This window comes from Variovorax rhizosphaerae, from assembly GCF_037889975.1.
Classification (GTDB): domain Bacteria; phylum Pseudomonadota; class Gammaproteobacteria; order Burkholderiales; family Burkholderiaceae_C; genus Variovorax; species Variovorax rhizosphaerae.
In genome coordinates this window covers 62,505-85,381 of record NZ_JBBKZT010000020.1, presented here as the reverse complement: position 1 = coordinate 85,381, position 22,877 = coordinate 62,505, and the positions used below count along the sequence as shown (strand labels likewise).

Below are 22,877 nucleotides of genomic sequence, written 5' to 3'. Positions count from 1 at the left end.
CTCCACCTCTTGTAAACGTTAGGGCGAACTTCATCGCCGACGACCTCAGAAAAGACCCGCCCGGCGTCACGCCGGACTGGACGCGTTGATGACCTTGAGTTGCGTGAAGTCCAGCAAGCCCTGCATGCCCAGTTCGACCCCGACGCCGGACTGCTTGGCGCCCGCCACGGGCACGTGGGGCGTGCGATCGATGTGCTTGTTGATCCAGACCGTGCCGGTGTCCAGCCTGGAGGCCACCGAGTGGGCGAGATCCATGTCGGCCGACCAGACCGAAGCAGCGAGACCATAAGGGCCGCTGTTCGCCTGCCTCAAGGCCTCGTCGACGTCGGTGAACGGCATGACGGGAAGGATCGGACCGAACTGTTCCTCGACCACCAGCCGGCTCTGCGGCTCGCAATCCTTCACGATGGTGGGGCGGAAGAAATACCCCGGCCGATCCAGCGGTCCGCCGCCTGGCATCACCTCGCCATGCCCCCTGGCATCGTCGAGCAGGCCCTTGAGACGCTCGAACTGCGCTGCGTTCTGCACCGGCCCGTAGTCGACGGTCTGCTCGGCACCATCCCCGACGACCGCGCGTTGCGCCAAGCCGGCCAGCGCATCGCAGAACGGCTCGTAGATCGATGCATGCACGTAGACACGCTTGACAGCGCGGCACACCTGGCCGCACGTGCCGAACGCCGAGGCAAAGATGAGCGCGGCCGACTTCTGCACATCGACATCGCCCAGCACGATCGCCGGGTCGTTGCCCCCGAGTTCGAGAGTCACGCGCTGCAGGCGCGCCGCACCGGCCGCCATGACCTTCTTTCCGGTTTCCGTCGAACCGGTGAAGCTCACCTTGCGCACGTCCGGATGCGCCGTGAGCGCCGGCCCGATCTCGTCCGTTCCGGCGATGACGTTGACCACGCCGGCGGGCACCAGGCCGGCAATCAGGCGCGCCACCGCCAGGGTGGTCAACGGCGTGGTGGGCGCGGGCTTCACCACGACCGTGTTGCCCGCGAGGAGCGCGGCCGGCAGCTTGAAGGCTAGCAGCAGCAACGGGAAGTTCCACGGAACGATCGCCGCGATGACTCCGAGCGGAACGCGATGGATCTCGACCCGGCGCTTGTCGCTGTCTTCCAGCAGTTCCGGCGCCAAGGAGAGCGTGGTGAAGAAGCGGAAGTAGTCGACGGTCCCCTGCACCTCGACCAGCGCCTGCGCGCGCGGCTTGCCATGCTCGAGCGTGAGCACGTCGGCGAGTTCGTCCTTGTGCGATTCGATGGCGTCGGCAATGGCCGTCACCACTGCGCGTCGCGCCTCGAAGGCCGTTCGGCTCCATGCCGGAAAGGCACGGCGCGCCGCCGCGACGGCCTCGTCGACTTGCGCCAGCGAGGCCGCGGGGGATTGCGCGAAAGGCACGCCCTTCGCCGGATTGATCACTGGCATGGTCGAAGCGCCGGGCAGGAGTTGCCCGTCGATCAACATCGAAAATTCCTGCATTCGATACCCCTGGTTTGGTCTGCGGGTCGGGCTCTAGCGTGCGGTCAGGCCGCCGTCGATCGGCAATGCCGCGCCAGTGACGAAGGAGGCGTCATCCGATGCCAGCCACAAGGCTGCGTGCGCGACCTCCAGCGGCTGTCCCACGCGGCCCATTGGCACGGCCGACAGCACGCGTTGCTCGTTGTCTTCCTTGCTGAAGCGCGGATCGACCTTCATGAAATCGTTGTAGAGCATCGGCGTTGCCACGGGCCCCGGGCAGATCGTGTTGACGCGGATGCCTTCGGCCGCATAGCGCACGGCGAGCCCCTTGGTCAGCCCGACCACGCCGGCCTTCAATGCCGAGTAGAGCGGGCTCAGCGCGGAGCCCACCAGGCCAGACGTGGACGAGGTGAAGACGATCGAACCGCTGCGCTGCTTGCGCATCGTGCGGATCACTTCGCCGGAGACGAGCACCGCCGAGGTCAGGTTCAGTTCCGAGGACAGGCGGTAGCGCGCCAGGTCCAGGTCGTCGATGTCCGCCGGCGCGGGCATCCCGGCATGGTTCCACAGCACGTCCACGCCATCGAGCCATTGCTGCGCGGCGTTGATGACATCGACGGTCGCCTTCGCGTCGCTCAGGTCCGCGACGAAGCCGCAAGCCTGGCCGCCGGAGGCCTCGATGGCCGCCACGACGCTGGCCAGCGCGGTCTCGTCGCGATCGATCGCCGCGATGCGTGCGCCATGCTGCGCGAACAGTTCGCAACCGGCCTTGCCCATGCCCGAGGCAGCGGCGGTGATGATGGTTCTCTTGCCTTCCAGGCGGCGGGGGATGTGGCTCATGGGATGTCTCAAAAGATGGAGGTGACTGCGTCTTGGGGTGCGACTGGCGCGCGCTGTTGGGCACGCAGCTCAGCCAGGATCTCGTCGGTGTGCTCGCCCAGCAGCGGCGGCGGACGCCGGATGTCAGCGCTGTGCGTCGACAACTTGATCGGGTTGCGCAGCAGCGGGAGGTCGCCTGCCGTGGGATGGCGAACGGTCTGCACGATGCCGTCGCGGACCACGGGGTCGCTGAACACTTCCTCGAAATCGCGCACCGGTGCAAAGAGCACGCTGGCGTCGGTCAGCACCTGGGTCCAGTGCGCCAGCGTGCCCTTCGCAAAGGCACTCGCGATCTCGGGTTCAAGCGCCGCGCGGTTCTCGAGGCGCGTCGCATTCGTGAGAAAGCGCGCGTCCGACAACAGGTCCGCGCGGCCCAGCGCCGTGGCCAGTGCGCGCCAGAACTTGTCGGTGTGCGCGACGATCATGATGTGGCGGCCATCGCTCGTGCCGTAGGTGTTCCAAGGGGAGATCTGGTAGTGCGCGTTGCCCAGCCGTCCCGGCGTCTGGCCGGTCGAGAAATAGAAGCCCTCGCGCGGCACCATCGAGAAGACGGTCGCATCGAGCATGGAGACATCCACGCGCTGGCCCTTGCCGCTCGATGCGCGGGCAAAGAGCGCGCCCATCACCCCGATGGTGCCGAACAGCGGCGGCACGAAGTCGGAGATCAGGATGCCGGTCTTCAACGGACCGCTGTCGGGTGTGCCGGTCAACTGCATCACGCCCGACATGGCCTGGATCACCGGGTCCAGCGCAGGCCGATCGCGGTACGGGCCGCTCTGCCCGAAGCCCGACATGCTGCAGAAGATGAGCCCCGGATTCAATTCGGACAACGTGTCGTAGCCGATGCCCAGCTTTTCCATTGTTCCGGGCCGGAAGTTCTCGACCACGATGTCCGAGGCCAGGGCAAGCGCCTTGAGCGTCTCGATGCCGCTGTCGGTCTTCAGGTCGAGCACGATGCTGCGCTTGTTGCGGTTGAGGCTCAGGAAGTAGTCGCTTTCGCCGCAAGCCCTGTTGACGCCGATCTGACGGCTCGAATCGCCATCGGGCGGTTCGACCTTGATCACTTCCGCACCCAGGTCGCCCAGCAGCAGCGTGCACAGCGGCCCGGCCACCATCTGCGTCAGGTCCAGTACACGAATTCCCGCAAGTACACCGCTCATGGCTTGTCCAGTCTGGTTGATGGGGTGGGTCATGGCGTCATGCCTGCGCAGGCCAGTTCTGGATGACTTCGCGCTTGACGACCTTGCCCGACGCGTTGGTCGGCAGCGGATCGCGGGTCAGCCACCAGCGTGACGGCACTTCGAAGCGCGCGAGTTGCGCGGCCGCATGGGCCCGCAGTGCGTCCACCGTCGGCGAAGCGCCTTCACGCAGCACCACTGCCGCGCATACTTCCTCGCCAAGGTCATGGTGCGGGAGCGGCACCACCGCCACCTCCAGCACATCCGGATGGGTGCGCAGGCAGCGCTCGACATGCACGCTTGCCACGTTCTCGCCGCCGCGGATGATGTTGTCCTTCAGACGGCCGACCACGTAGAGAAAGCCTTCGTCGTCGATGCGCCCCAGGTCGCCGGAGCCGATCCAGCCTTCCCCGTCGCAGATCGGATGGGGGTCGCCGAGGTAGCCGCTCGTTGCGGTGGGCGTGCGTGCGGTGATCTCCCCGACGCCTTCGGCATTGGCATTGCGGATGCGCACTTCGACAGCGGGCAGCGGCTTGCCCACGCAACCCGGACGGCCCTCGACGTCGCTGCCGGAGCCTGCGGCAATCACGCCACCGGCTTCGGTCAATCCGTACATGCTGCCGACGCGCTTGTCGGTCTTCGGAAAGGCCCGCTTCACTTCGGCCCGCAGTTCATGCGGAATGGCCGCGCCGCCCATCGGTATCGAGGACACGCTGCCTGTGTCGAAGCTGCCGAACGCCTCGTGGTGGATGACCCGCGACACCATCGTGGGCACGCTGCCCCAGGCGCGCACCTTTTCGCGTTCGATCAGCCCGAGCACCTCCAGTGCGTCGAACTTGCCCTTGGGAAACACCAGCTTGCCACCCGACAGCAGCGTCATGAAGCTGATCTGCACGCCCGCCAGGTGAAAGAGCGGCATCGTCAGGAGGCTCACCGTCCCGGGATGCGTCGGCGGCAACTCGCTGGGGAGGCGCCCGGTCAGTGCCAGCAGGTTCTGGATGTTGGCGATCACCGAACGGTGGGACATCACCACGCCCTTGGCCTGGCCCGTGGTGCCGGAGCTGAACAACACCATCGCGGCCGCGTCTTCATGGACCGCATCGATGACGAGCGGCACGGCTTCGTCACGCTCGACCATGGCCCGCAGTTCAGAAAGCTGGACGCGCGTGGGGCCCTCGGGCAATGGGCGTTCCAGGGGCCTGTCGGTGAGGACCATCGTCGGCTTCACCAACTTGATGGCGGCAGCAGCCTCCGCGTCGCTCCACCAGGCATTGCCCAGCACGGCCGTCACACCGATGCACTGGAGGGCCCAGAAGGCAACCAGCCACTCGATCTGGTTGTAGGCCAGCAGGACGACGCTGTCACCCGTCCTGGCGCCGCGCTTGCGCAACAGATCCGCAACGGCCGCGACGGCTCGTGCATGCTGCGCACCCGTCAGGCGCCGGTCGCCCTGCACCACCAGGGGCCTGTCGGCCCAGCGTTGCGCATCGAGGAACAGCTCCGAGAGTGCGCGCGGGCGGATGGCATACACGCGGCACGGATAGCCGTTCACCGACCCCTGCTCGATCCGGGTGCCCCAACGCGGGGCAGTTGCCGCAGAGCCGGACGATTCGCCCGCGACGAACCGGGTTGCCGAGTCCACCGGCGCGGCCATGCTCTCCATCGCGCTCATGCCTGCCTCGCTTCCTGCACCGCTGCAAGGCTGCGACCGATGCCTTTGAAACGAGGCGGACGGCGTTCCTGCAATGCGGCGACACCTTCCTTGTAGTCGTCGCCGCGCATCAGCTCGCCGATGAGGCGCTTCGAGTCCTCGACGCATTCGCCGACGTCCGACTCCATCAACTCGGCATAAAGCTGTCGCTTGGTCGTGAGCGCTGCTTGCGGCGACACGGTCAGCGCAATGGAGCGGGCGATCGCCGCGATGCGTGCCTCGAATTCCTCGGGCTCGAACACGTCGTTGAGCAGCCCCATCTGCTTGGCCTCCTCGGCCAGGAAGATGCGCCCGGTGATCAGCACATCGGCCGCATGCGTCATGCCCATCAGGCGCGGCAGGAGCCAGGCCATGCCGTATTCGGCAGGCAGGCCGAGCCGGGCCGCCGCCGTCGTGAGCTTGGCGCCCGCCACTGCGTAGCGCAGGTCGCAGAAACCCACGATGGCCACCGCGATGCCTGCGCATGCGCCGTTGATGGCAGCGATCACCGGCTTCTTCAACCCCCAGTGCCAGACCAGTTCGTGGTCGTATTCCTTGCGCACGCCGTGGCCGGGCCTGGCGAAGCCGTCGCCCCGGACGCTGGCCACGTAGTCCTTCTCGCCTTCGGTGTAGTGGTCCAGCGCCTTGAAGTCGGCGCCGACGCAGAACTGCTTTCCGGCACCCGTGAGCACGATCACCTTGACGGCCGGATCGTCGTCGAGGGTGGCCATGATGTGCCGGTATTCGGCATTCATGCGGGAGGTCCAGGAGTTGCCGCGGCCGGGCCGGTTGAAGCGAACGGTGGCGACGCCGTCCGGGTCGACGCTGTAGTCGGTGACTTTGAGTTCCATGGTGAGAGGTCCTTCGCGCTTACGCAGAAGTGGCAAGAGTGGCAAAAGTGGATGTCATTTCTCGGCGATGCCGAGCTTCTGGATCAGCTGCCGGCTGCTGGTCACTTCGGCCCGGATCTGCGTGGCGAAATCGGTGGGCCCGACAAGCAAGGGCTCCGCGCCCATCTTGTTGACCAGCGCCACGATCTCCGGCGCTGCGGCGGCCTTGGCCACTTCCGACGCCAGCCGGTCGACGACCGCGCGCGGCGTGCCCCTGGGCGCCAGCAGGCCGTACCAGACGCGGATCTCCAGACCAGGCTGCTTCAGCGCCTCGGCCAGCGTGGGGATGTCGGGCGCACCCGCTGCGCGCGTGGGCGAACCGATCGCCAGTCCCCTGACCTTGCCGGCTTGCAGGTACGCCTGCGCGGCCGGATAGGACGGCATGTAGAGCGGCACATGCCCGGCGATCGTGTCGGTCATCGCCTGGCCTGCGCTCTTGTAGTGGACGGGCTCGATGTTCAGGCCGAGCCGCTCCTTGATCACCTCGACGCTGAGGTGGCTCGGCGTGCCGATGCCGGTGGTCGCGTAGTTGAGCTTACCGGGATTCGCCTTGCTGTAGCTCGCCAGTTCTGCGAGCGACTTGAACGGCGCATCGTTGTTGGCGATCAGCACCATCGACGTCGCTGCCACCTTGGAGACCGGCACGAAGTCGCTGTTGGGATCGTAGGCCGAACTCCCCTGCACCGCCGGCCCCACCGCGTAGGGCGGGCTGGCCGTGAACAGCAAGGTGTAGCCGTCGGCATTCGACTTGGTGACGGCGACCGCGCCCAGCGTGCCGCCGGCGCCGTCGCGGTTCTCGACGATGAAGGCCGTCTTCGTCTGCTCACCGAGGCGCTGCGCAAAGCCGCGCGCCACGAGGTCGACACCGCTGCCCGCCGCGAAGGGCACGACGAGGTGGACAAGCCGCGCTGGATAGTCGCCCTGCGCGGCGGCCATGCCGGCGAATGCCAGCAGCGCAGCAGGGATCGAGAACCGGGCACAGGCCCGGAGAACCGACTTCATGGCGCTTGTCTCCTGAACATTTGGAAGCTCTCTCCAGTCAACATTGGTCCTACCATTCGTTTAGACGATTTGCCTAAGTTATTACTGTCGTGTGCAATAATGGTAGGACCAATATTTGAGTTCGTCAAGCGCAGACCTGAAGCGGGGCCAGGCCCGATCCCCGCCAAGCCATCCGGGTGCGGACAGCTAAAGTCGCCAGTGCATACGGCAGTCACCCATGCGAGGTCAGAAATGAATGAAAACAGCACCCTCTCCGCGTTCAAGCCGGTTCGTCGGCGAACGTTCGAGGACGTCACTTCGCAAATCCGCGAGCAGATCGCGCAAGGTGCCTTGCGCGAGGGCGACCGCCTGCCGGCCGAGCGGGTCCTGGCCGAGACCCTGGGCGTCAGTCGCAACACCGTTCGCGAGGCCTTGCGCTCGCTGGAGTACGCCGGACTGCTGACGCAGAAGCCGGGCGCGTCAGGTGGCGCCTACATCGCCAGTGGCGGCGTCGACGTCATCCGATCGGCCTTCGATGACCTGATGAGCCTCGGGACGATCAGGGCGCCCGACCTCATCGAAGCCCGCATCGTGATCGGGCGGGAAGTGGCACGCCTTGCCTGCGAGCGCCACGACGCAACCGACTTGGCGGCCCTGGTCGACAACGTGGAGAAGACACACAAGGCCGCCGAGGCAGGCGACCTGCCGCTGCGTGTGCGCTACAGCCTGGAGTTCCACAAGCTCATGGCACTGGCGGCCAAGAACCCGGTCCTGACGATCATGACCAACGTGCTCACGGACACCACGATGAAGTTCGTCAAGGCCATCGGCGAAATGCCCAACGACTTCGTGCTTGCATCCCGAAAGCGAATGCTCGAACACCTTCGCCACCGCAACGCGGACATGGCGGCAGACGAGGCAGACGCCTATTTGCGGACGACGCTGCGCAGCTATTTGCGGGACGCGCAACTGCCTCCTGTTGGCAGGTGAGGGCATGGAAGTGCAGTGTCGTGCTCACAGTCCGACACTGAGCAACCTCCCCGACAGCGGCGCGCTCGCCAGCGAATCGATCGGCACGCTTTGGAGCGACGTGGTGATCGCCATGCTTTCGTGGCGCCCTGTCGCGACGAAGGACGAGGTTGTGGCCAGCGACACGTGGCCCAGGTTGTTCCGCAAAACCGCAGCCAAGGTTTCGATCAAAGCAATGGATCCGTTCTTCCGAGTGCGGTCGCCACATCGTCCAACAGGAAGCAGGCATCATGGCGTCGCAACCCAATACTCCTGGCCTCCGCGCGCCAAACTCATCCCGTTTGCGTCGATGTGCGGGACGGCGTAAAAGCTCGCAAAGCAGGAGTTCATATGCTGACGGTCCATCATCTCGAGAAGTCGCAGTCAGAGCGCATCGTCTGGCTCTGCGAAGAACTCGACATTCCCTATGCGTTGAAGCGCTACCAGCGCGAGCCTGTCGGCAAGGCCGCCCCTGCCGATTACAAGGCGCTGCACTGGTCGGGGACCGCACCGGTCATCACGGACGGCAAGGTCACGCTGGCGGAATCCGGAGCCATCATCGAATACATCGTCAGGCGCCATGGCGATGGCCGGCTGACCGTACCTCCCCACAGTCCCGAGTATGCGGACTACCTGTTCTGGTTTCACTTCGTGAACGGCTCCCTGATGCCAAGCTTGATGATGCTCGCCGCCGAAGGCGGCCTGGCAGCTTTCATCGGACAGCGCGCCCATCGCAGCATGGCGGCGCTCGACGCCCACCTTGCAGATCACACCTGGCTTGCCGGCAACACGTTCACTGTCGCCGACATCATGATCGGCTACCCACTGACTACGCGCCGGCAGTTCTATTTGCCGTTCGACCTGTCGCCCTATCCAGGGGTTGGTGCCTATCTGCAGCGCATGGGAGACCGGCCTGCCTACCGGTGGGCCATGGACAAGGGCGATCCTGGAATGCCGCTCTTGCTTGCCTGATGTCCAAGGAGAAGCGATGAAGTACGTGAAGCTGGGCCGTACCGGCCTGGATGTATCCCGCATCTGCCTCGGATGCATGACCTTCGGTGACCCGAACAGAGGCGCCCATCCCTGGACCTTGAACGAAGAAAAGAGTCGGCCCTTGATCCGACAGGCGATCGAGCTCGGCATCAACTTCTTCGATACGGCCAACGTCTATTCGGATGGCACCTCCGAAGAAATCCTGGGCCGAGCCCTCAAGGAGTTCGCATCGCGGGACGCGGTCGTCATCGCGACCAAGGTCCATGGGCGCATGCGCCAGGGCCCCAACGGGGGCGGTTTGGGTCGCAAGGCGATCATGCGGGAGATCGACCAGTCCTTGCGCAGGCTCGACACCGACCATGTCGACCTCTACCAGATTCATCGTTTCGATTACAGCGTTCCCATCGAAGAGACCCTCGAGGCGTTGCATGACGTCGTCAAGGCCGGCAAGGCGCTTCACATCGGAGCCTCATCGATGTTCGCGTGGCAGTTTGCCCAGATGCTCTACACGGCGCGCCGCAGGGGCTGGACCGAGTTCTCGACGATGCAGAACTACCTCAACCTGCTCTATCGTGAAGAGGAACGAGAGATGCTTCCACTGTGCGTCTCCGAAGGCGTCGGGGTGATGCCGTGGAGCCCGCTTGCCCGGGGCCGGCTCACCCGGGACTGGGATCAAACGACCGAGCGCACGGAATCCGATGTGTTCGGGAAGTCGCTCTTTGAAGAGACCTTGCAATCGGATCGCAAAGTCATCGAAGCGGTTGCAGCCGTCGCCGCGCAACGCAACGTGCCGCGGGCACAAATTGCATTGGCATGGGTATTGGGCAAATCGGCGGTGACCAGCCCCATCGTGGGAGCCTCGAAACCCCGTCATCTCGAGGACGCGGTTGCCGCTCTCGACCTCGTCTTGAGCAAGGAGGAGATTGAAAGCCTCGAGGCTGCCTACGTTCCTCACGCCATCGTCGGCTTCAAGTAAGGGGCCTCATTCCCTCCAGAAGTTCTCGTCACCCATTTGCGGTGACGTCCTGTCGCCTTGGAAACCCGCCTTTTGCGGGCGAACTTGAGAAGTTGCGGCTTCTGTCCGGCCGCGGAGCTGCCCATTGCGATCACGGCGTTGCTTCGGCGGTCGGGCCGCTCAGCAGGCTGCGCGCGCCGGTGCGGAAGCCCTCGGCGGCACGGCGCCGGCACTGCGCTGGCTGCGCAACCGCGTGTTCATGAAGTTGATGACGCGCTGGGTTGGGGGCCACTGTGCCTGCATGCCCGGCGCGATCAGCGGGCTCTCGCGGCCCTGGCCGCCCTCGCCCGCGGCTTTCCCGACGGCATCCGGCCGATCCTCGATGCCTGGCGGGCAGGTCGGTGCGATGAAGCCATTGCAGGCTACGAGCGCTGGCCTCCGCTCATCAACATCGAGAACCGTCAGTGTGGGCCGCTGGCTGCCAAGTCGCTGATGAAGGAGGGAGGCGTGATCGCCTGCGAAGCGCCTCGGCACCCCTTCCCTGCGATCCATCCCGCGGCGCGTGCGCTGCTGATCGAAACCGCCAGACGCCTCGATGCGCAAGTGCTGCGCTGGGCCGGATAGACCCAAAGTCCCGTGCCTCGCCTCGTGCACCTCTCGTGTCGCGGGGCCGACATTGTCATTTCGCTGGAAAGGCCGGTGCGGGGACCCGCAGTTGTGAAGGCGGCCGCTCGCCGGCGCCCACGCAGCGATTGCGAGAAGGACAGGTGTATTTGAAGAAGACGCGGATGTCTTCGTTGCGGGCAACTTTCGGCGTTTGAGCGGCGCGTACACGCTGACCCCGCTGGCACCGCCTTTGCATTGCATGCACACGCGGCAGACCGACTATTCCTCGCGCGACAGGTCGCCTCGCCAGAAGGAGACAAGCCGGATGTGCAAGCCATTCAAGTTATCGAACCTCAAGAAATCGTTCGTCAGCACCGGGGGCATTCAATGCCTTCGGAATACGGTACGGGTGCGCTCGGTCGCGGCCGACTCCCGAGTGCAACTGCAATCGATCAGCGCGCGCACCATGCGCACGGCATGCGGCACAGGCGGACGACATCACATGACCAATGGTGGTGTTCGATGGTCCGCTTCGCAGTCGAAGCGATCCGACTTGAGGGAGGGTCAATCAATGTAGACGATCCCCTGTAGTCCGAGTCGAAGTGCCCTAGTTCAACGTTCAATCAAATCACTCTCTTGAAAGTTCACCATGAAAGCCTTGATTTCCCTGTCCTGCATTTCCGTTCTTGCCCTCAGCGTTACCGCGTGCGCCTCCGGGAATGCGCCTGGGACAACAACCGCAGCCCTTTCGAAGGACCATTGCAAGGAACACATGTCGCAGTTTGTGCCGACCCAAAACAAGAACGATGCGACCCTGCGCAAGGACGCGGTCTGCGCGCAGATCCTGAAGGGCTAAAGGGCGACGTCTGCTTGTCGGCTCGCGGGATCGGCATGCTGAGAATACGAGCAGCGCCCGAGCAGCGCGACCGGTCAAGTGGCCGATCTGGCCTCCTTGCCGCTTGGCCGCCTCGCGCTTGTCTTCTGAATGAAACCGAGCCGCACTCGGCATCATGCGCTGCCGTTCGACGCAAACGCGACCGTAACGAGCGCCGCCTGAGGGGGTAAAACGCCAATAGCGAGTTGACAGGACCACGGTCACATTTCAATCTGTGTCCGTGGAGTGATCACTTGGAACTTCGTCAGCTTCGCTACTTCGTACGCACGATCGAACTGGGCGGAATCGGCCGTGCGGCGAGAGACCTCGGGGTCGTCCCGTCGGCCTTGAGCCAGCAACTGAGCCGGCTCGAGACCGAACTCAGTACCCGCCTCCTGCAACGCTCCGCCGGCGGCGTTTACGCCACCGAAGCAGGCATGGCTTTCTATCGCCAGGCCCAACTCGCGCTGCGGCATGTGGACGATGCCGTCCGCGACGCACAACAGGCACGTCTGTCCGGACACGTGAGCCTGGGGATGCCGCCATCGGCATCCGCGGTGCTCGCCCTGCCGTACCTGGACGCCATGCGCAAGACATATCCGGATGTTCAGTTGAAACTGGTTGAGAGCCTGTCGACGAATCTATGGGCGATGCTCGATGCCCGGAAGCTGGACTTGGCCATCCTCTTTGATTCGGGGGGCGCACGCCATGCTGGAGCCGTTCCGCTTGTCGAGGAGCGCCTGTATCTCATCGGCCTGGCGAGCATGCCGCAATTGCAGGGACTGGGCACTCGCGTCGAGATCAAGGACCTGGCCAACGTGCCGCTCGTGTTGGGTTCGCAAGGACTGCGAGGTTCCGTCGACGCGGCGTTCGAGCGGGCCGGATGCGTCCCGCAAATCGTGCTGGAAATCGATGGCCTCTCCGTCTTGCTGGACGCTGTACGCGCGGGCTTGGGCGCGACCATCCAACCGGGCTCATCCACGCTTCGATTGCCCCAGGACTCCGTGGCCCGCATTGAAATCGCGGACCCCGACGCTCGCCGCCTCCACATGCTCATCAGCCTCAAAGACGGCGAGCTGTCGCCAGCGGCGCTGGCCGCAAGGATCGTTTTGCGCAGCACGGCAAAGATGTTGATCCTCACGGGCAGGTGGCCCGGGGCCACCCTTCACGAAACGTGATGACGCCATCGCGCTGAGCTGGCTATCGGCGCGCTCAGGTTCTCCCTAGACTGGCCCGACAACCAGTCAGGAGACATCGTGAGACAGCTCATTCGCCTTCTTGCCGCGGCCTGCGCAGCCCTGGCATTTTCCGCAAGCGCGGCCGATTCCTATCCTTCCCAGCCCGTCCGACTGATCGTCGGCTACGCACCGGGCGGTTCCACTGATGTGTTCGCGCGGGCACTGGCTGCCAAGCTGACCGAGCGATGGAAAAAGGAAGTCATCGTTGACAACAAGCCGGGGGCCTCGGAAATCGTGGGCGCATCGGCAGTGGCTGGGGCCAAGCCCGACGGGTACACGCTCCTGGTATCGACCGATCAGGCGTTGCTCAGCAACCAGTTCCTGTTTACCAAGCTGGGCTACAGCCCCACCAAGAGCTTCGTGCCCGTCATCAGGGCCATGGATGCTCCCATGGTGCTCGTGGTGCGAGCAGGCAGCCCCTACCAGAACGTCGCCCAGTTGGTCGAAGCGGCGAAGAAGGATCCGGGGAAGATCAACTATTCATCCAACGGTCCCGGCGGACACATCCATCTGGCCCTCAACTGGCTTGGTGTGAAAGCCGGCGTCAAGTTCACGCACGTCCCCTACAAGGGCGGCGGTCCCGCCATCCAGGCAGTGCTCGCGAACGAAGTCGACATGACAACGGTTCCGCTGTCGGTCGCCGACGCGTTCCTGAAGGCCAATTCGCTTCGCGCGTTGGCAGTGACTTCGCCGAAGCGCATTCCGGCACTTGCGACAGTTCCTTCGCTGACCGAGTTGGGGTACGACGTGGATGTGCAGGCACTGAGCGCCATCGTTGCGCCCGCAGAGACGCCGCCGGCCATCGTCAACAAGATCGCGGATGACGTCCGCGCCATCGTCACCGACCCGGCCTTCGCGGCGCGGGAGATCGACAGGTATGGTTTCTTCGTCATTGGCGATGACCCGCGCCAGTTTGCCGACTACCTCACCAAGGCTGCAAGCGGCTATCGCGCCCGGATTACCGCTGCCAACGTGACGCTGGACTGAACCATTGGAGATTGAAATGAAAGATTTGCCGCGCCGCACCTGGCTCATCACTGGCGCCGACAAGGGCCTGGGCTTCTCCACCGCAAAGGCGGCCCTCGAGCAGGGCGACAACGTGATCGTGACCGTCCTGGCGCCCGATGGTGGCCATGGGCTGGCCGCGCAGTACCCGGACCGCCTGCGCTCCTTTCACCTCGACGCGCGCGATCAGACGCGCTTCGGGAGCTTTGTCGAAGAGGCAGAGAAGGCGTTCGGCCGCATCGATGTACTGGTGAACAACGCCGGCTTCGGCGTCATGGCGGTGGCGGAGGCTACGACGCCCGAGAAATACCGCCCGCTGTTCGAAGTCAACTTCTTCGGCCTCGTGGAGATGACGCGCGCCGTCCTCCCGATCATGCGTCGCCAGCGATCAGGGCACATCATCAACCTCTCGTCGAAGGCCGGTTTCATGGGTGTCACCGGCTTCTCCCTCTACTGCGCCTCGAAGTTTGCAGTGGAGGGTTTCTCTGAAGCGGTCGCTGCCGAAACGCGCCACCTCGGCATCCACGTGACCATCGTCGAGCCGGGCGGCTTTCGCAGTGATTTCGCGGGGCCGTCGCTGGTCACTGCAGTCAACGATGACGGTGACTACGCCTCCACGAACCAGCGCATCTCGAAATATGCGAGTGAACGGCATGGAAAACAGGAGAGCGATCCCGCGAAGTTCGGGCCGACCCTTTGCAAGCTCGTGAATGCTGAGAAGCCGCCGTTGAGGTTGCCGCTCGGCAAGGACTGCATCGACGCGCTGCGCGACAACATCCGCTCCGTGGCCGCCGAGTTCGACCACTGGGAAGAGCTGTCACTTTCGACGATGGTCGACGCCTGAGGACCGGGGAGCGCCAATGCCCGTCACCGCAACGAGAACGGCTTTCGCAACCATTCACGCACCCAGGCTGGACTGGCTGGCGCGCGCTGCGCCAGAGCCCGTACTCGAACCAGACCTCCCGATCGTCGATGCGCATCTGCACCTCTGGCAGCCGCCCAATGGCTATCGCTACTACCTCGAAGAGTATGCCCAGGACCTTGCGAACTGCGGCCACAACGTCGAAGCGTCTGTGTATGAAGAGTGCTTTCACATGTACAGGACCCATGGACCGGCGCACCTCAAATACGTCGGCGAGACTGAATTCGCCGTCGGCCAGGCGGCGATGGCAGCGAGCGGCAAGTACACCTCGTCGCGCGTGGCCGCGGGTATTGTTGGTCACGGAGACCTGATGCTTGGCGAGCGCCTCCGCGAGTTGCTCGAAGCCCATATCGATGCCGGCAACGGTCGCTTCCGGGGTGTTCGCCAGCTTGCAAAATGGGATGCCGATGCGGCAGTGAGGGGCAAGTACAGCGCGGCAGGCCCCCACCTCTATCTCGATCCCGAGTTCGGCAGGGGCATCGACGTGCTGAACTCGCTGGGTCTCTCGTTCGACGCGAGCATTTTTCATCCGCAGATTCCCGACGTGGCGGGCCTCGCGCGCGCACATCCCGACGCCAACATCGTCCTCGTTCACTGCGGGAGCCCCGTCGGGCATGGCCCCTATGCGGGCAGGGAGTCCGAAAACCACGCGGCCTGGCTCGCCAGCATGAAGAACCTGGCGAAGTGTCCGAACGTCTCCATCAAGATGGGGGGCATCCTGATCAACCTTGCGAATTTCGACTTCGCGACGGCAGAGGCTCCTCCAACCTCCGCACAGCTCGCCGATCTGTGGCGCCCTTACATCGAGCCGTGCATCGAGCTGTTTGGCGCGGAGCGCTGCATGGTGTCTTCGAACTTCCCTGTCGACAAGGCAGGCTTCGGCTACGCCACGGTCTGGAACATGTTCAAGCACATCACAGCCGGTGCCTCGGAAGACGAAAAGAAGATGATTTTCAGCGGTACGGCCAAGCGCGTGTATCGGCTGGATTGAGAGGGAGCGCCAACTGTTCTTCCCGATGTGCATCGCACACACAGCCATGTCCTCGCCGGAGACAGAGCCGGGCACTTTCCTGACGTTCCCTGTGTGGATCGGGCAGGCACAGGATTTGCGGACTCGAGTGCACAAGTTCTCCAGTGAGGAGACACCGGTTCGCGACGTGAACCCAGGCAGTTTCGACAAATTCCAATCACCCTTCTGGAGACAAACATCATGCAGAACAATTCGCTGAACCTCTGGTTGCGCCGAAGCCTTGTCGTGCTGGGCCTCGGCATTGCGGCAACCGCAGCCATGGCGGCTGATCCGTACCCCAGCAAGCCCGTTCGTATCGTGGTTCCTGCCGCCGCCGGCGGCGGCCTCGACATCGTCGCGCGACTGGTTGCCACGAAGATGGGAGAAAAGCTGGGGCAGGCCGTCATCGTCGACAACCAGGCTGGCGGCGATACGCTGGTCGGGACCCGCAATGTGAAGAACGCGCCGGCCGATGGCTACACGGTTCTGGCCCACGCGAACGGCTTCACGATCTTGCCGGAACTGAAGGAAGACCCCGGCTACGACCCTCTCAAGGACTTCACGGGCATCGGCCTCATGAGTCGTGCGCCCTTCGTGATGGAGGTCGCCTCCACCGATCCCAGCCGCGATTTGAAGGAATTCATCGCGCGCGCCAAGAAGGAGCACCTTTCGTTCGCATCTGGTGGCATCGGCGGCCCCCCGCACATGGCGGCCGTCATGTTCCTGAAGAACCAGGGCCTGGATCTGACACCGGTGCCTTACAAGGGCAACGGCGTGGCGCTGCCAGACGTCGCCACCGGCCGGGTCACGACGATCTTCGACACCTATGTCAGCAGCCTGCCCTTCTTGCAGAGCGGCAAGCTCAAGCCGTTGGCCGTGACCTCAACCAAGCGCATTGCTCCCCTTCCCAACACCCCCACCTTCATGGAACTGGGCATCGACTACAAGTACGACCTGTGGCTCGGACTGGTGGTGCGCTCCGGCACACCCAAGGAAGTCGTGCAGCGGCTGTCGGATGCCTTGCGCTTTGCACTGGAGGACAAGGATCTCAAGGCCCGCCTCATCAGCGAAGGCTCCGACCCTTCCTTCATCAAGCCGGAAGAGTTCAACGCCACCCTGGCCAAGGAAGTCACGGAGATGAAGCAGCTCGTCAAGGAGCTGCAGATTCCCAAGCAATGAACGTCGCCAGATCAATCCACATCACAACCGAGAACAAACAATGCAGCAACAGTCACCACGGACCTGGTTGATCACGGGCGCCGACAAGGGCTTGGGCTTTTCAACTGCCAAGGCAGCCCTCGAGCAAGGCGACCAGGTCGTCGTGACCGTTCTCGCGCCGGATGGAAGCCATGGGCTGCTGGCCCAGTACCCGGACCGCCTGCGCTCCTTTCACCTCGATGCGACCGACCACGCGCGCTTTCCGGAAGTGGTCGCGCAAGCCGCCGAGGCATTCGGGCGAATCGACGTCCTGGTCAACAACGCGGGCTACGGTCTGCTCGCGGTTGCCGAGGCCACGCCCGCGCTGAAATACCGCCCCATGTTCGAAGTCAACTTCTTCGGGCTCGCCGAGATGACGCATGCAGTCCTCCCGATCATGCGCCGCCAGCGTTCCGGCCACATCATCAACCTCTCGTCCAAGGCCGGCTTCGGCGCCAGTGCGGGCTTCGCCTTCTACAGCGCGTCCAAGTTCGCGGTGGAGGGGTATTCCGAAGCCCTGGCCAAGGAAGTCAGCCATCTTGGCATCCACGTGACCATCATCGAGCCCGGCGGCTTTCGCAGCGACTTTGCGGGCCCTTCCCTCGTCACCAACCAGATGGACTCCGAGGACTACGCACCGCTCAACCAGCAGATCGCGGAGTACGCACGTGAACGCCACGGCCGGCAGCAAAGCGATCCCGCCAAGTTCGGACCGGCCCTTTGCAGGCTGGTGGCCGCAGACAAGCCTCCGTTGCGGCTCCCTCTCGGCCAGGACAGTCTCGAAATGATCCGCGACGACATACGCGCCGTCGTCGTCGAACTGGACCAGTGGGAAGACCTCTCGCTGTCGACAAAAGTCGACGATTGAACCCATCGCATTCGCTTCTACCGCACCGTCACTCTCAACAGGATTCCCATGACCTCCACAGCTATCGCAGAAGCCCCCGCACCCGCCCTGACCCCGGAACACCGAAAGGCACTGGACTGGCTCAAGTCCGGCCCCAAGCGCCTGCTGATCGGCGGCAAGTGGGTCGACGCCCAATCCGGCAAGACATTCGCGACGGTCAACCCGTCCACCGAAGAGACGCTGGCCATGGTCGCGGAAGCCGACAGCGCGGACATCGACGCTGCCGTGGTTGCGGCCCGGCGCGCCTTCGAGTCATCGACATGGAGCGGGATCTCGCCGCACGAGCGAACCCGCCTCCTGCTGAGGATTGCCGACGCGGTCGAGCGCAACGCGAAGGAGTTGGCGGTCCTGGAAACCCTCGACATGGGTGCACCCTACGCAACCAACCTGGGTCGCGCGATGCAGGTCGCCGAGATCTTTCGCTACTACGCCGGCTGGCCTACCAAACTCTTTGGCACGACCAACCCCATGGACGCGTCGCGCTTCCAGTACATGCTGCGCGAGCCGATGGGTGTCTGCGCGTTGATCAACGCGTGGAACGTGCCCCTGGTGATGGCGGCCAACAAGATCGCGCCTGCCCTGGCTTTTGGCAACACGGCCATCCTCAAGCCCGCCGAGCAAGCACCACTGACGACCCTGCGGCTCGCAGAGCTGATCGAGGAAGTCGGGATCCCTCCGGGCGTGCTGAACATTGTCCCGGGCTTTGGCGCAACCGCCGGTGCGGCCATGTCGGCCCACATGGACATCGACAAGATCGCGTTCACCGGCTCCACGGCCGTAGGCCGCATGGTGTTGCAAGCATCCACGGGCAACCTGAAGAAGGTTTCGCTGGAGTTGGGCGGCAAGTCGCCCAACATCATCTTTCCCGACGCCGATCTCGACAGGGCGCTGGCTTCGGCCGTGGACACCTTCTGCAAGAACTCGGGGCAGATCTGCTCTGCGGGAACGCGGCTCTTCGTGCACGAAAGTCTGCACGACGAAGCGACCGAACGGGTCGCGCAGATCGCAGCAACCTACAAGGTGGGCTCGCCCTTCGATGCGGACACCAAGCTGGGCCCGCTGATTTCCCAGCGCCAGATGGAACGCGTGCTGTCGTACGTCGATGCCGGGCAGAGCGAAGGCGCGCGCTTGTCGCTGGGCGGTCAACGCCACGGTGACGTCGGCTATTTCGTGAAGCCGACGGTCTTCAGCAGTGTCTCGAACACCATGACCATTGCGCGCGAAGAGATCTTCGGGCCGGTGCTGTCGATCATTCCCTTCAAGGATGAGGACGACGCCGTGTTCAAGGGCAACGACACCGAATACGGCTTGGCCGCTGCAGTGTGGACGCGTGACGCAAGCCGCGCGCACCGGGTGGCCCGCGCACTGAAGGCCGGTCGGGTGTGGATCAACACCTATGCCGAAGGCGACCCCGTCATGTCCTTCGGCGGGTACAAGCAATCGGGATACGGTCGCGAACTGGGTGCCGAATCCATCGAGGCGTATACCCAGACCAAGTCGGTCTTGATGCGCTTGTGATCTTCAAATCGCCGAACTGTTTCGCATGCGGCGGAAGAGGCAGTGTCGGCGAAGCGCATGAGAGGGGGGCTCTGCGTGATCCGTGGCACGGGTTGTGCAGAGTGAAGCAATGAAATACACCCTACCCTTCGAATCGGCCATCGCGCCGTCGGCCCCATTGCTTCTCGGATTGGAATATCGCGCGCTCGCCGAGTTCGGCGTGTTCATGATGAGTCAGCCGCTTCAGTGGCTCCTGCCGCGGGGCGACAGCCATGCGGTGATCATCATTCCCGGTCTCGTTCAAAGCGGAGTGGCGGTCACGCCGTTGCGCAACGCGCTGCGCCGCCTCGGCTACGACGCACATACATGGGACCAGGGAAGGAACCTCGGATTCTCGAAAGCCGAGCTCCATTCCGTGCGTGAACAAGCAGAAGAGCTGGCCGGAAGCACCGGGAAGAAGGTCAGCATCATCGGATGGAGCCTCGGGGGCATCTACGCGCGCGAGCTTGCGTTTGAGATTCCGGATGTCCTTCGCCAGGTCATCACGCTCGCTGCCCCCTTCTCCGGTGATGCCACTACAAGCAACGTGCAGTGGCTCTATGACACGGTGACAAAGAGTCGAGCAGGCGAAATCGACGATGCGATGGCCATGCGGATCCGTGGTCAGTTGCCCGTGCCTTCGACCGCAATCTACTCACGCACGGACGGCTTCGTCGCCTGGCAGTCCTGCATCGACGAACACTTGTGCGATACGAACGAGAACATCGAGGTGTGCAGCAGTCATTCCGGGCTGGGCTTCAATGCGCAGGTGCTCTACGTCATCGCTGACCGGCTCGCGCAGCCGGACGGACGTTGGCGCAAGATGTCACGCGGCTAGCTTCAATCCGTCGTCACAAGCGTCCGAGTGCCTCGCGCGTAGTGCCTCCTTGCTTGCGATGCCGTCGTCGTACGGTGGCATAGACGACGCGCCCATGCCGATGGTGTGGCGATCACGCCAACGGGCGCCCAGTCACTTGGCCTCCCCGCCGCGCCGCCTCCCGGCTTGCTTGGATCTCAACTGTTCGTTGTCGAGTTCGTCCGATGCCAAGTCGGCTTCATCGCAGTAGAGCACCCATGCCACGGCAATGCCAATGAATGCGACAACGGCTGCAAGTCCCCATTCCCAGCCGCCTGGGGCGAACCGGTTCATCAACACCAGGGGCGTGCAGGAGGCCAGGAGCCACCCGGTACGTGTTTGCCAAGAGCGATCGAGCATGGACGCAATAGGCAAAGACCGTGCCCCGAGTCGGGCTCGGTGGGCTCGCATGGCAAGCGCCGGTACCATGCAGGGAATCGGGAGCGCCCTCCCGTCTCGAAAACTGCACTGGCCGATCCAATGACTCACCCGGCAATGCCGCGCGAAAACATCAACGACCTCCTTGCCTTCATCGCGGTGGCACGCGAACGCAGCTTCACTCGCGCGGCCGCGAAGCTCGGTGTCTCGCAATCCGCAATCAGCCATACGATTCGAGGTCTCGAAACGCGCATGGGCCTGAAGTTGCTGACGCGGACGACGCGCAGCGTAGCGCCCACCGATGCGGGCGAACGGCTGTTGCAGACGGTGGCCCCGCGCTTCGAGGAGATCGAGAACGAACTGCTCGCCCTCACGGAACTTCGCGAAAAGCCCGCCGGGACCATTCGGATCACCACCACGGACTTCGCCGCCGACACTGTCCTGTGGCCGCGGCTGTCGAAGGTGATCTCCGACTACCCGGACATCAAGATCGAGATGATCGTGGACTATGGGCTTGCCGACATCGTGGCGGATCGTTTCGACATCGGCGTCCGCTGGGGCAACCAGGTTGCCAAGGACATGTTCGCAGTGCGCATCGCGCCGGACGTCCGGTCGATGATTGTCGGCGCGCCGGCCTACTTTCAAAAGCACCTGGAGCCCAAGACGCCGCAGGACCTGCTGCGCCACAACTGCATCACATTGCGGCTGATGAACGGCGGGCTCTACGCCTGGGAACTCAAGAAGGGCAAGCGGGAACTGCAGGCACGCGTGGAGGGGCAACTGACCGTCAACGGCGTCTACCAGATGATCAACGCGGCGCTGGACGGCGCGGGCCTCGCCTTCATTCCCGAAGACCTGGCGCAGCCCTACCTCGATTCGGGCCGGTTGCGGTGGGTCCTGCAAGACTGGTCACCGACGTTTCCCGGCCTCCACATCTTCTATCCGAGCCGCAAGGAGTCTTCACGCGCGCTCTCGGTGGTTGTCGAGGCGCTTCGCTATCGGCCTTGAGTCGGCTTGACGGCAGCGCGGCTACCTCAGAGGGTCTGTCGCCCTTCGACCGGATAGCCGGGATCGGTGTAGCCCGGCGTGGACGCGTGCCCCGGTGGCACCAACGCATTGACGAATCGTTCATCGTCCGGTCCCAACTGCACATTCAAGGCCTCGACGTAGCTGTCCCAGTGCGCCTCCGTGCGCGGCCCGGCAATGGTCGCACTCACGGCCCGGTTTCTCAGCACCCAGGCCAATGCCAGGGCGATGGGGGTCGTGCCGAGTTCCTTTGCGTGGGCAGCGACAGCCTGGGCGATCTTCAACGATTCCGGTCGCCATTCGGTCTGCTGGATGCGCTTGTCACCGCGCCCTGCCCGGCTGTCCACCGGCGGCGGCGCATCCACCACGTACTTGCCGCTGAGCACGCCACGTGCGAGCGGACTGTATGACACAACGCCAAGCCCGTAGTGAAACGCTGCCGGCAACTGCTCCACTTCGGCCGTGCGATCCACCATGTTGTATAGAGGCTGGCTGGCGACTGGGCGAGGGATGCCCAATTCGTCTGCAAGCCGGACGACTTCGGCGATGCGCCACCCGCGGAAGTTGGAAAGGCCGAAGTAGCGCACCTTGCCGTCTCGAATCAGGTCGCCGATGGCACGCACGCTCTCCTCCAGTGGCGCGTCGACCACCGCACGATGGAAGTACAGCACGTCGATGTAGTCGGTGCCCAGCCGCTTGAGGCTCGCTTCGACCGTCTGCAAGATCCACTTGCGCGACTGGCCCTGCTCGTTCGGGCCTTGCGCGGTCTGCGTCGGGTAGCCGAACTTGGTCGCGATCACCCAGGAATCCCTGTTGCTCGCGACCGCGTGGCCGACGAACTCCTCGGAACGCCCTGCGTGATAGACATCGGCGGTGTCAATGAAGTTGACTCCGGCGTCGTGCGCCTTGTCGATGATCCGCCTGGACGTGGCCTCATCGGTTTCACCGCCGAATATCATCGCGCCGAGGCAGAGTGGCGACACTTTTAGGGCGCTACGGCCCAGGTAACGGTAGTCCATCAATATCCTTGCCGGCCCATGACGCGCCGAACAACCCGGACCGCGCCGGCCGTGGCCTCGGATTTGAGTACGGCAACAGGTTCGAATAAAGGGCCAGGCTTGCAAAGCCTTATGAGCAGTGTTCATGAATCGCCGGCACGAACAGCATGGCCTACCTCGGTCGTTCCCTCTGGCCCGCCGTTCTTCCGGCCTGATTGCCCCTCTCCAACCCGCCCGACAAAGGGGTCTTCATCATGTATTTGCGGAGGACACACCCAAGCAAACAGGCCTATCAT

The 22,877-nt window shown here is 64.1% G+C and carries 21 protein-coding genes and 1 pseudogene; 14 read left to right on the top strand and 8 right to left on the bottom strand.

Going from position 1 to position 22,877, the window contains the following annotated elements; all coding sequences use genetic code 11:
- Positions 1-66 precede the first annotated feature (66 nt).
- The 6 genes from WKW82_RS31605 to WKW82_RS31580 are packed head-to-tail and all read right to left on the bottom strand — an operon-like array spanning position 67 to position 7,094.
- Positions 67-1,476, bottom strand: coding sequence for an aldehyde dehydrogenase family protein (locus WKW82_RS31605; protein ID WP_340346767.1), 1,410 nt, complete (start codon positions 1,474-1,476; stop codon positions 67-69).
- A gap of 33 nt (positions 1,477-1,509) precedes the next feature.
- On the bottom strand, positions 1,510-2,295 hold the full coding sequence (locus tag WKW82_RS31600; RefSeq protein WP_340346765.1) for an SDR family NAD(P)-dependent oxidoreductase: 786 nt from the start codon (positions 2,293-2,295) through the stop codon (positions 1,510-1,512).
- Positions 2,296-2,303: 8 nt separating this feature from the next.
- Positions 2,304-3,494, bottom strand: coding sequence for a CaiB/BaiF CoA transferase family protein (locus WKW82_RS31595; RefSeq protein ID WP_340346764.1), 1,191 nt, complete (start codon positions 3,492-3,494; stop codon positions 2,304-2,306).
- 37 nt (positions 3,495-3,531) lie between these two features.
- Positions 3,532-5,184, bottom strand: coding sequence for a class I adenylate-forming enzyme family protein (locus tag WKW82_RS31590; RefSeq protein WP_340346763.1), 1,653 nt, complete (start codon positions 5,182-5,184; stop codon positions 3,532-3,534).
- Positions 5,181-6,053: an enoyl-CoA hydratase-related protein gene (locus WKW82_RS31585; RefSeq protein ID WP_340346761.1), complete on the bottom strand. Its 873-nt coding sequence runs from the start codon at positions 6,051-6,053 to the stop codon at positions 5,181-5,183. The genes WKW82_RS31590 and WKW82_RS31585 overlap by 4 nt, the downstream gene beginning before the upstream one ends.
- Before the next feature lie 54 nt (positions 6,054-6,107).
- Positions 6,108-7,094, bottom strand: coding sequence for a Bug family tripartite tricarboxylate transporter substrate binding protein (locus tag WKW82_RS31580; protein ID WP_340346759.1), 987 nt, complete (start codon positions 7,092-7,094; stop codon positions 6,108-6,110).
- Positions 7,095-7,325: 231 nt separating this feature from the next.
- Between WKW82_RS31580 and WKW82_RS31575 the strand changes: the two genes are divergently transcribed.
- A complete protein-coding gene (locus tag WKW82_RS31575) occupies positions 7,326-8,063 on the top strand; it encodes a FadR/GntR family transcriptional regulator (RefSeq protein ID WP_340346758.1) in 738 nt (245 codons plus the stop codon).
- Positions 8,064-8,087: 24 nt separating this feature from the next.
- Here the strand turns inward: WKW82_RS31575 and WKW82_RS31570 are convergent, their stop codons facing one another.
- Positions 8,088-8,273 carry a hypothetical protein gene (locus WKW82_RS31570; protein WP_340346756.1) on the bottom strand — a complete coding sequence of 62 codons (186 nt, stop codon included), beginning with the start codon at positions 8,271-8,273 and terminating at the stop codon, positions 8,088-8,090.
- Positions 8,274-8,432: 159 nt separating this feature from the next.
- Here WKW82_RS31570 and WKW82_RS31565 point away from each other — a divergent pair, with 159 nt between their 5' ends.
- From WKW82_RS31565 to WKW82_RS31505, 13 genes and pseudogenes are all read left to right on the top strand, one after another.
- Positions 8,433-9,053: a glutathione S-transferase family protein gene (locus WKW82_RS31565; RefSeq protein ID WP_340346755.1), complete on the top strand. Its 621-nt coding sequence runs from the start codon at positions 8,433-8,435 to the stop codon at positions 9,051-9,053.
- Positions 9,054-9,069: 16 nt separating this feature from the next.
- Positions 9,070-10,050 (top strand): aldo/keto reductase, encoded by a 981-nt coding sequence (locus WKW82_RS31560; RefSeq protein ID WP_340346754.1) that lies wholly within the window; start codon positions 9,070-9,072, stop codon positions 10,048-10,050.
- A 330-nt stretch (positions 10,051-10,380) separates the two neighbouring features.
- A pseudogene (locus WKW82_RS31555) lies at positions 10,381-10,653 on the top strand (dihydrodipicolinate synthase family protein); the annotation flags it as partial.
- A 631-nt stretch (positions 10,654-11,284) separates the two neighbouring features.
- Positions 11,285-11,491 (top strand): hypothetical protein, encoded by a 207-nt coding sequence (locus WKW82_RS31550; protein ID WP_340346753.1) that lies wholly within the window; start codon positions 11,285-11,287, stop codon positions 11,489-11,491.
- Between the two features lie 272 nt (positions 11,492-11,763).
- Entirely contained in the window at positions 11,764-12,687 is a 924-nt protein-coding gene (locus tag WKW82_RS31545; protein WP_340346752.1) for a LysR family transcriptional regulator, read from the top strand.
- Between the two features lie 78 nt (positions 12,688-12,765).
- Positions 12,766-13,734 (top strand): Bug family tripartite tricarboxylate transporter substrate binding protein, encoded by a 969-nt coding sequence (locus WKW82_RS31540; protein WP_340346751.1) that lies wholly within the window; start codon positions 12,766-12,768, stop codon positions 13,732-13,734.
- Between the two features lie 16 nt (positions 13,735-13,750).
- The gene (locus WKW82_RS31535; protein WP_340346750.1) at positions 13,751-14,596 is read left to right on the top strand and encodes an SDR family NAD(P)-dependent oxidoreductase; all 846 of its coding nucleotides are present in this window, start codon (positions 13,751-13,753) and stop codon (positions 14,594-14,596) included.
- Positions 14,597-14,612: 16 nt separating this feature from the next.
- Positions 14,613-15,665: an amidohydrolase family protein gene (locus WKW82_RS31530; protein WP_340346749.1), complete on the top strand. Its 1,053-nt coding sequence runs from the start codon at positions 14,613-14,615 to the stop codon at positions 15,663-15,665.
- 219 nt (positions 15,666-15,884) lie between these two features.
- Positions 15,885-16,862 carry a Bug family tripartite tricarboxylate transporter substrate binding protein gene (locus tag WKW82_RS31525; protein WP_340346747.1) on the top strand — a complete coding sequence of 326 codons (978 nt, stop codon included), beginning with the start codon at positions 15,885-15,887 and terminating at the stop codon, positions 16,860-16,862.
- Between the two features lie 40 nt (positions 16,863-16,902).
- Positions 16,903-17,748, top strand: a complete 846-nt coding sequence (locus WKW82_RS31520; protein ID WP_340346745.1) for an oxidoreductase — start codon at positions 16,903-16,905, stop codon at positions 17,746-17,748.
- Positions 17,749-17,796: 48 nt separating this feature from the next.
- Positions 17,797-19,305, top strand: a complete 1,509-nt coding sequence (locus tag WKW82_RS31515; RefSeq protein WP_340346744.1) for an aldehyde dehydrogenase family protein — start codon at positions 17,797-17,799, stop codon at positions 19,303-19,305.
- Between the two features lie 109 nt (positions 19,306-19,414).
- On the top strand, positions 19,415-20,161 hold the full coding sequence (locus tag WKW82_RS31510) for an esterase/lipase family protein (RefSeq protein WP_340346742.1): 747 nt from the start codon (positions 19,415-19,417) through the stop codon (positions 20,159-20,161).
- Positions 20,162-20,674: 513 nt separating this feature from the next.
- Positions 20,675-21,565 (top strand): LysR family transcriptional regulator, encoded by an 891-nt coding sequence (locus WKW82_RS31505; protein ID WP_340346809.1) that lies wholly within the window; start codon positions 20,675-20,677, stop codon positions 21,563-21,565.
- Positions 21,566-21,591: 26 nt separating this feature from the next.
- Here WKW82_RS31505 and WKW82_RS31500 read toward each other — a convergent pair whose 3' ends face one another.
- Positions 21,592-22,602 carry an aldo/keto reductase gene (locus tag WKW82_RS31500; RefSeq protein WP_340346741.1) on the bottom strand — a complete coding sequence of 337 codons (1,011 nt, stop codon included), beginning with the start codon at positions 22,600-22,602 and terminating at the stop codon, positions 21,592-21,594.
- Positions 22,603-22,877: the final 275 nt, after the last annotated feature.

Bases quoted from the DNA above. Each gene is read 5' to 3' on its own strand.
- WKW82_RS31510 (WP_340346742.1), top strand. From the start codon at position 19,415: ATGAAATACACCCTACCCTTCGAATCGGCCATCGCGCCGTCGGCCCCA.
- WKW82_RS31595 (WP_340346764.1), bottom strand. From the start codon at position 3,494: ATGAGCGGTGTACTTGCGGGAATTCGTGTACTGGACCTGACGCAGATG.
- WKW82_RS31580 (WP_340346759.1), bottom strand. From the start codon at position 7,094: ATGAAGTCGGTTCTCCGGGCCTGTGCCCGGTTCTCGATCCCTGCTGCG.
- WKW82_RS31520 (WP_340346745.1), top strand. From the start codon at position 16,903: ATGCAGCAACAGTCACCACGGACCTGGTTGATCACGGGCGCCGACAAG.
- WKW82_RS31505 (WP_340346809.1), top strand. From the start codon at position 20,675: ATGCCGCGCGAAAACATCAACGACCTCCTTGCCTTCATCGCGGTGGCA.
- WKW82_RS31535 (WP_340346750.1), top strand. From the start codon at position 13,751: ATGAAAGATTTGCCGCGCCGCACCTGGCTCATCACTGGCGCCGACAAG.
- WKW82_RS31500 (WP_340346741.1), bottom strand. From the start codon at position 22,602: ATGGACTACCGTTACCTGGGCCGTAGCGCCCTAAAAGTGTCGCCACTC.
- WKW82_RS31605 (WP_340346767.1), bottom strand. From the start codon at position 1,476: ATGCAGGAATTTTCGATGTTGATCGACGGGCAACTCCTGCCCGGCGCT.
- WKW82_RS31560 (WP_340346754.1), top strand. From the start codon at position 9,070: ATGAAGTACGTGAAGCTGGGCCGTACCGGCCTGGATGTATCCCGCATC.
- WKW82_RS31585 (WP_340346761.1), bottom strand. From the start codon at position 6,053: ATGGAACTCAAAGTCACCGACTACAGCGTCGACCCGGACGGCGTCGCC.
- WKW82_RS31550 (WP_340346753.1), top strand. From the start codon at position 11,285: ATGAAAGCCTTGATTTCCCTGTCCTGCATTTCCGTTCTTGCCCTCAGC.
- WKW82_RS31515 (WP_340346744.1), top strand. From the start codon at position 17,797: ATGACCTCCACAGCTATCGCAGAAGCCCCCGCACCCGCCCTGACCCCG.
- WKW82_RS31600 (WP_340346765.1), bottom strand. From the start codon at position 2,295: ATGAGCCACATCCCCCGCCGCCTGGAAGGCAAGAGAACCATCATCACC.
- WKW82_RS31530 (WP_340346749.1), top strand. From the start codon at position 14,613: ATGCCCGTCACCGCAACGAGAACGGCTTTCGCAACCATTCACGCACCC.
- WKW82_RS31565 (WP_340346755.1), top strand. From the start codon at position 8,433: ATGCTGACGGTCCATCATCTCGAGAAGTCGCAGTCAGAGCGCATCGTC.
- WKW82_RS31575 (WP_340346758.1), top strand. From the start codon at position 7,326: ATGAATGAAAACAGCACCCTCTCCGCGTTCAAGCCGGTTCGTCGGCGA.
- WKW82_RS31525 (WP_340346747.1), top strand. From the start codon at position 15,885: ATGCAGAACAATTCGCTGAACCTCTGGTTGCGCCGAAGCCTTGTCGTG.
- WKW82_RS31590 (WP_340346763.1), bottom strand. From the start codon at position 5,184: ATGAGCGCGATGGAGAGCATGGCCGCGCCGGTGGACTCGGCAACCCGG.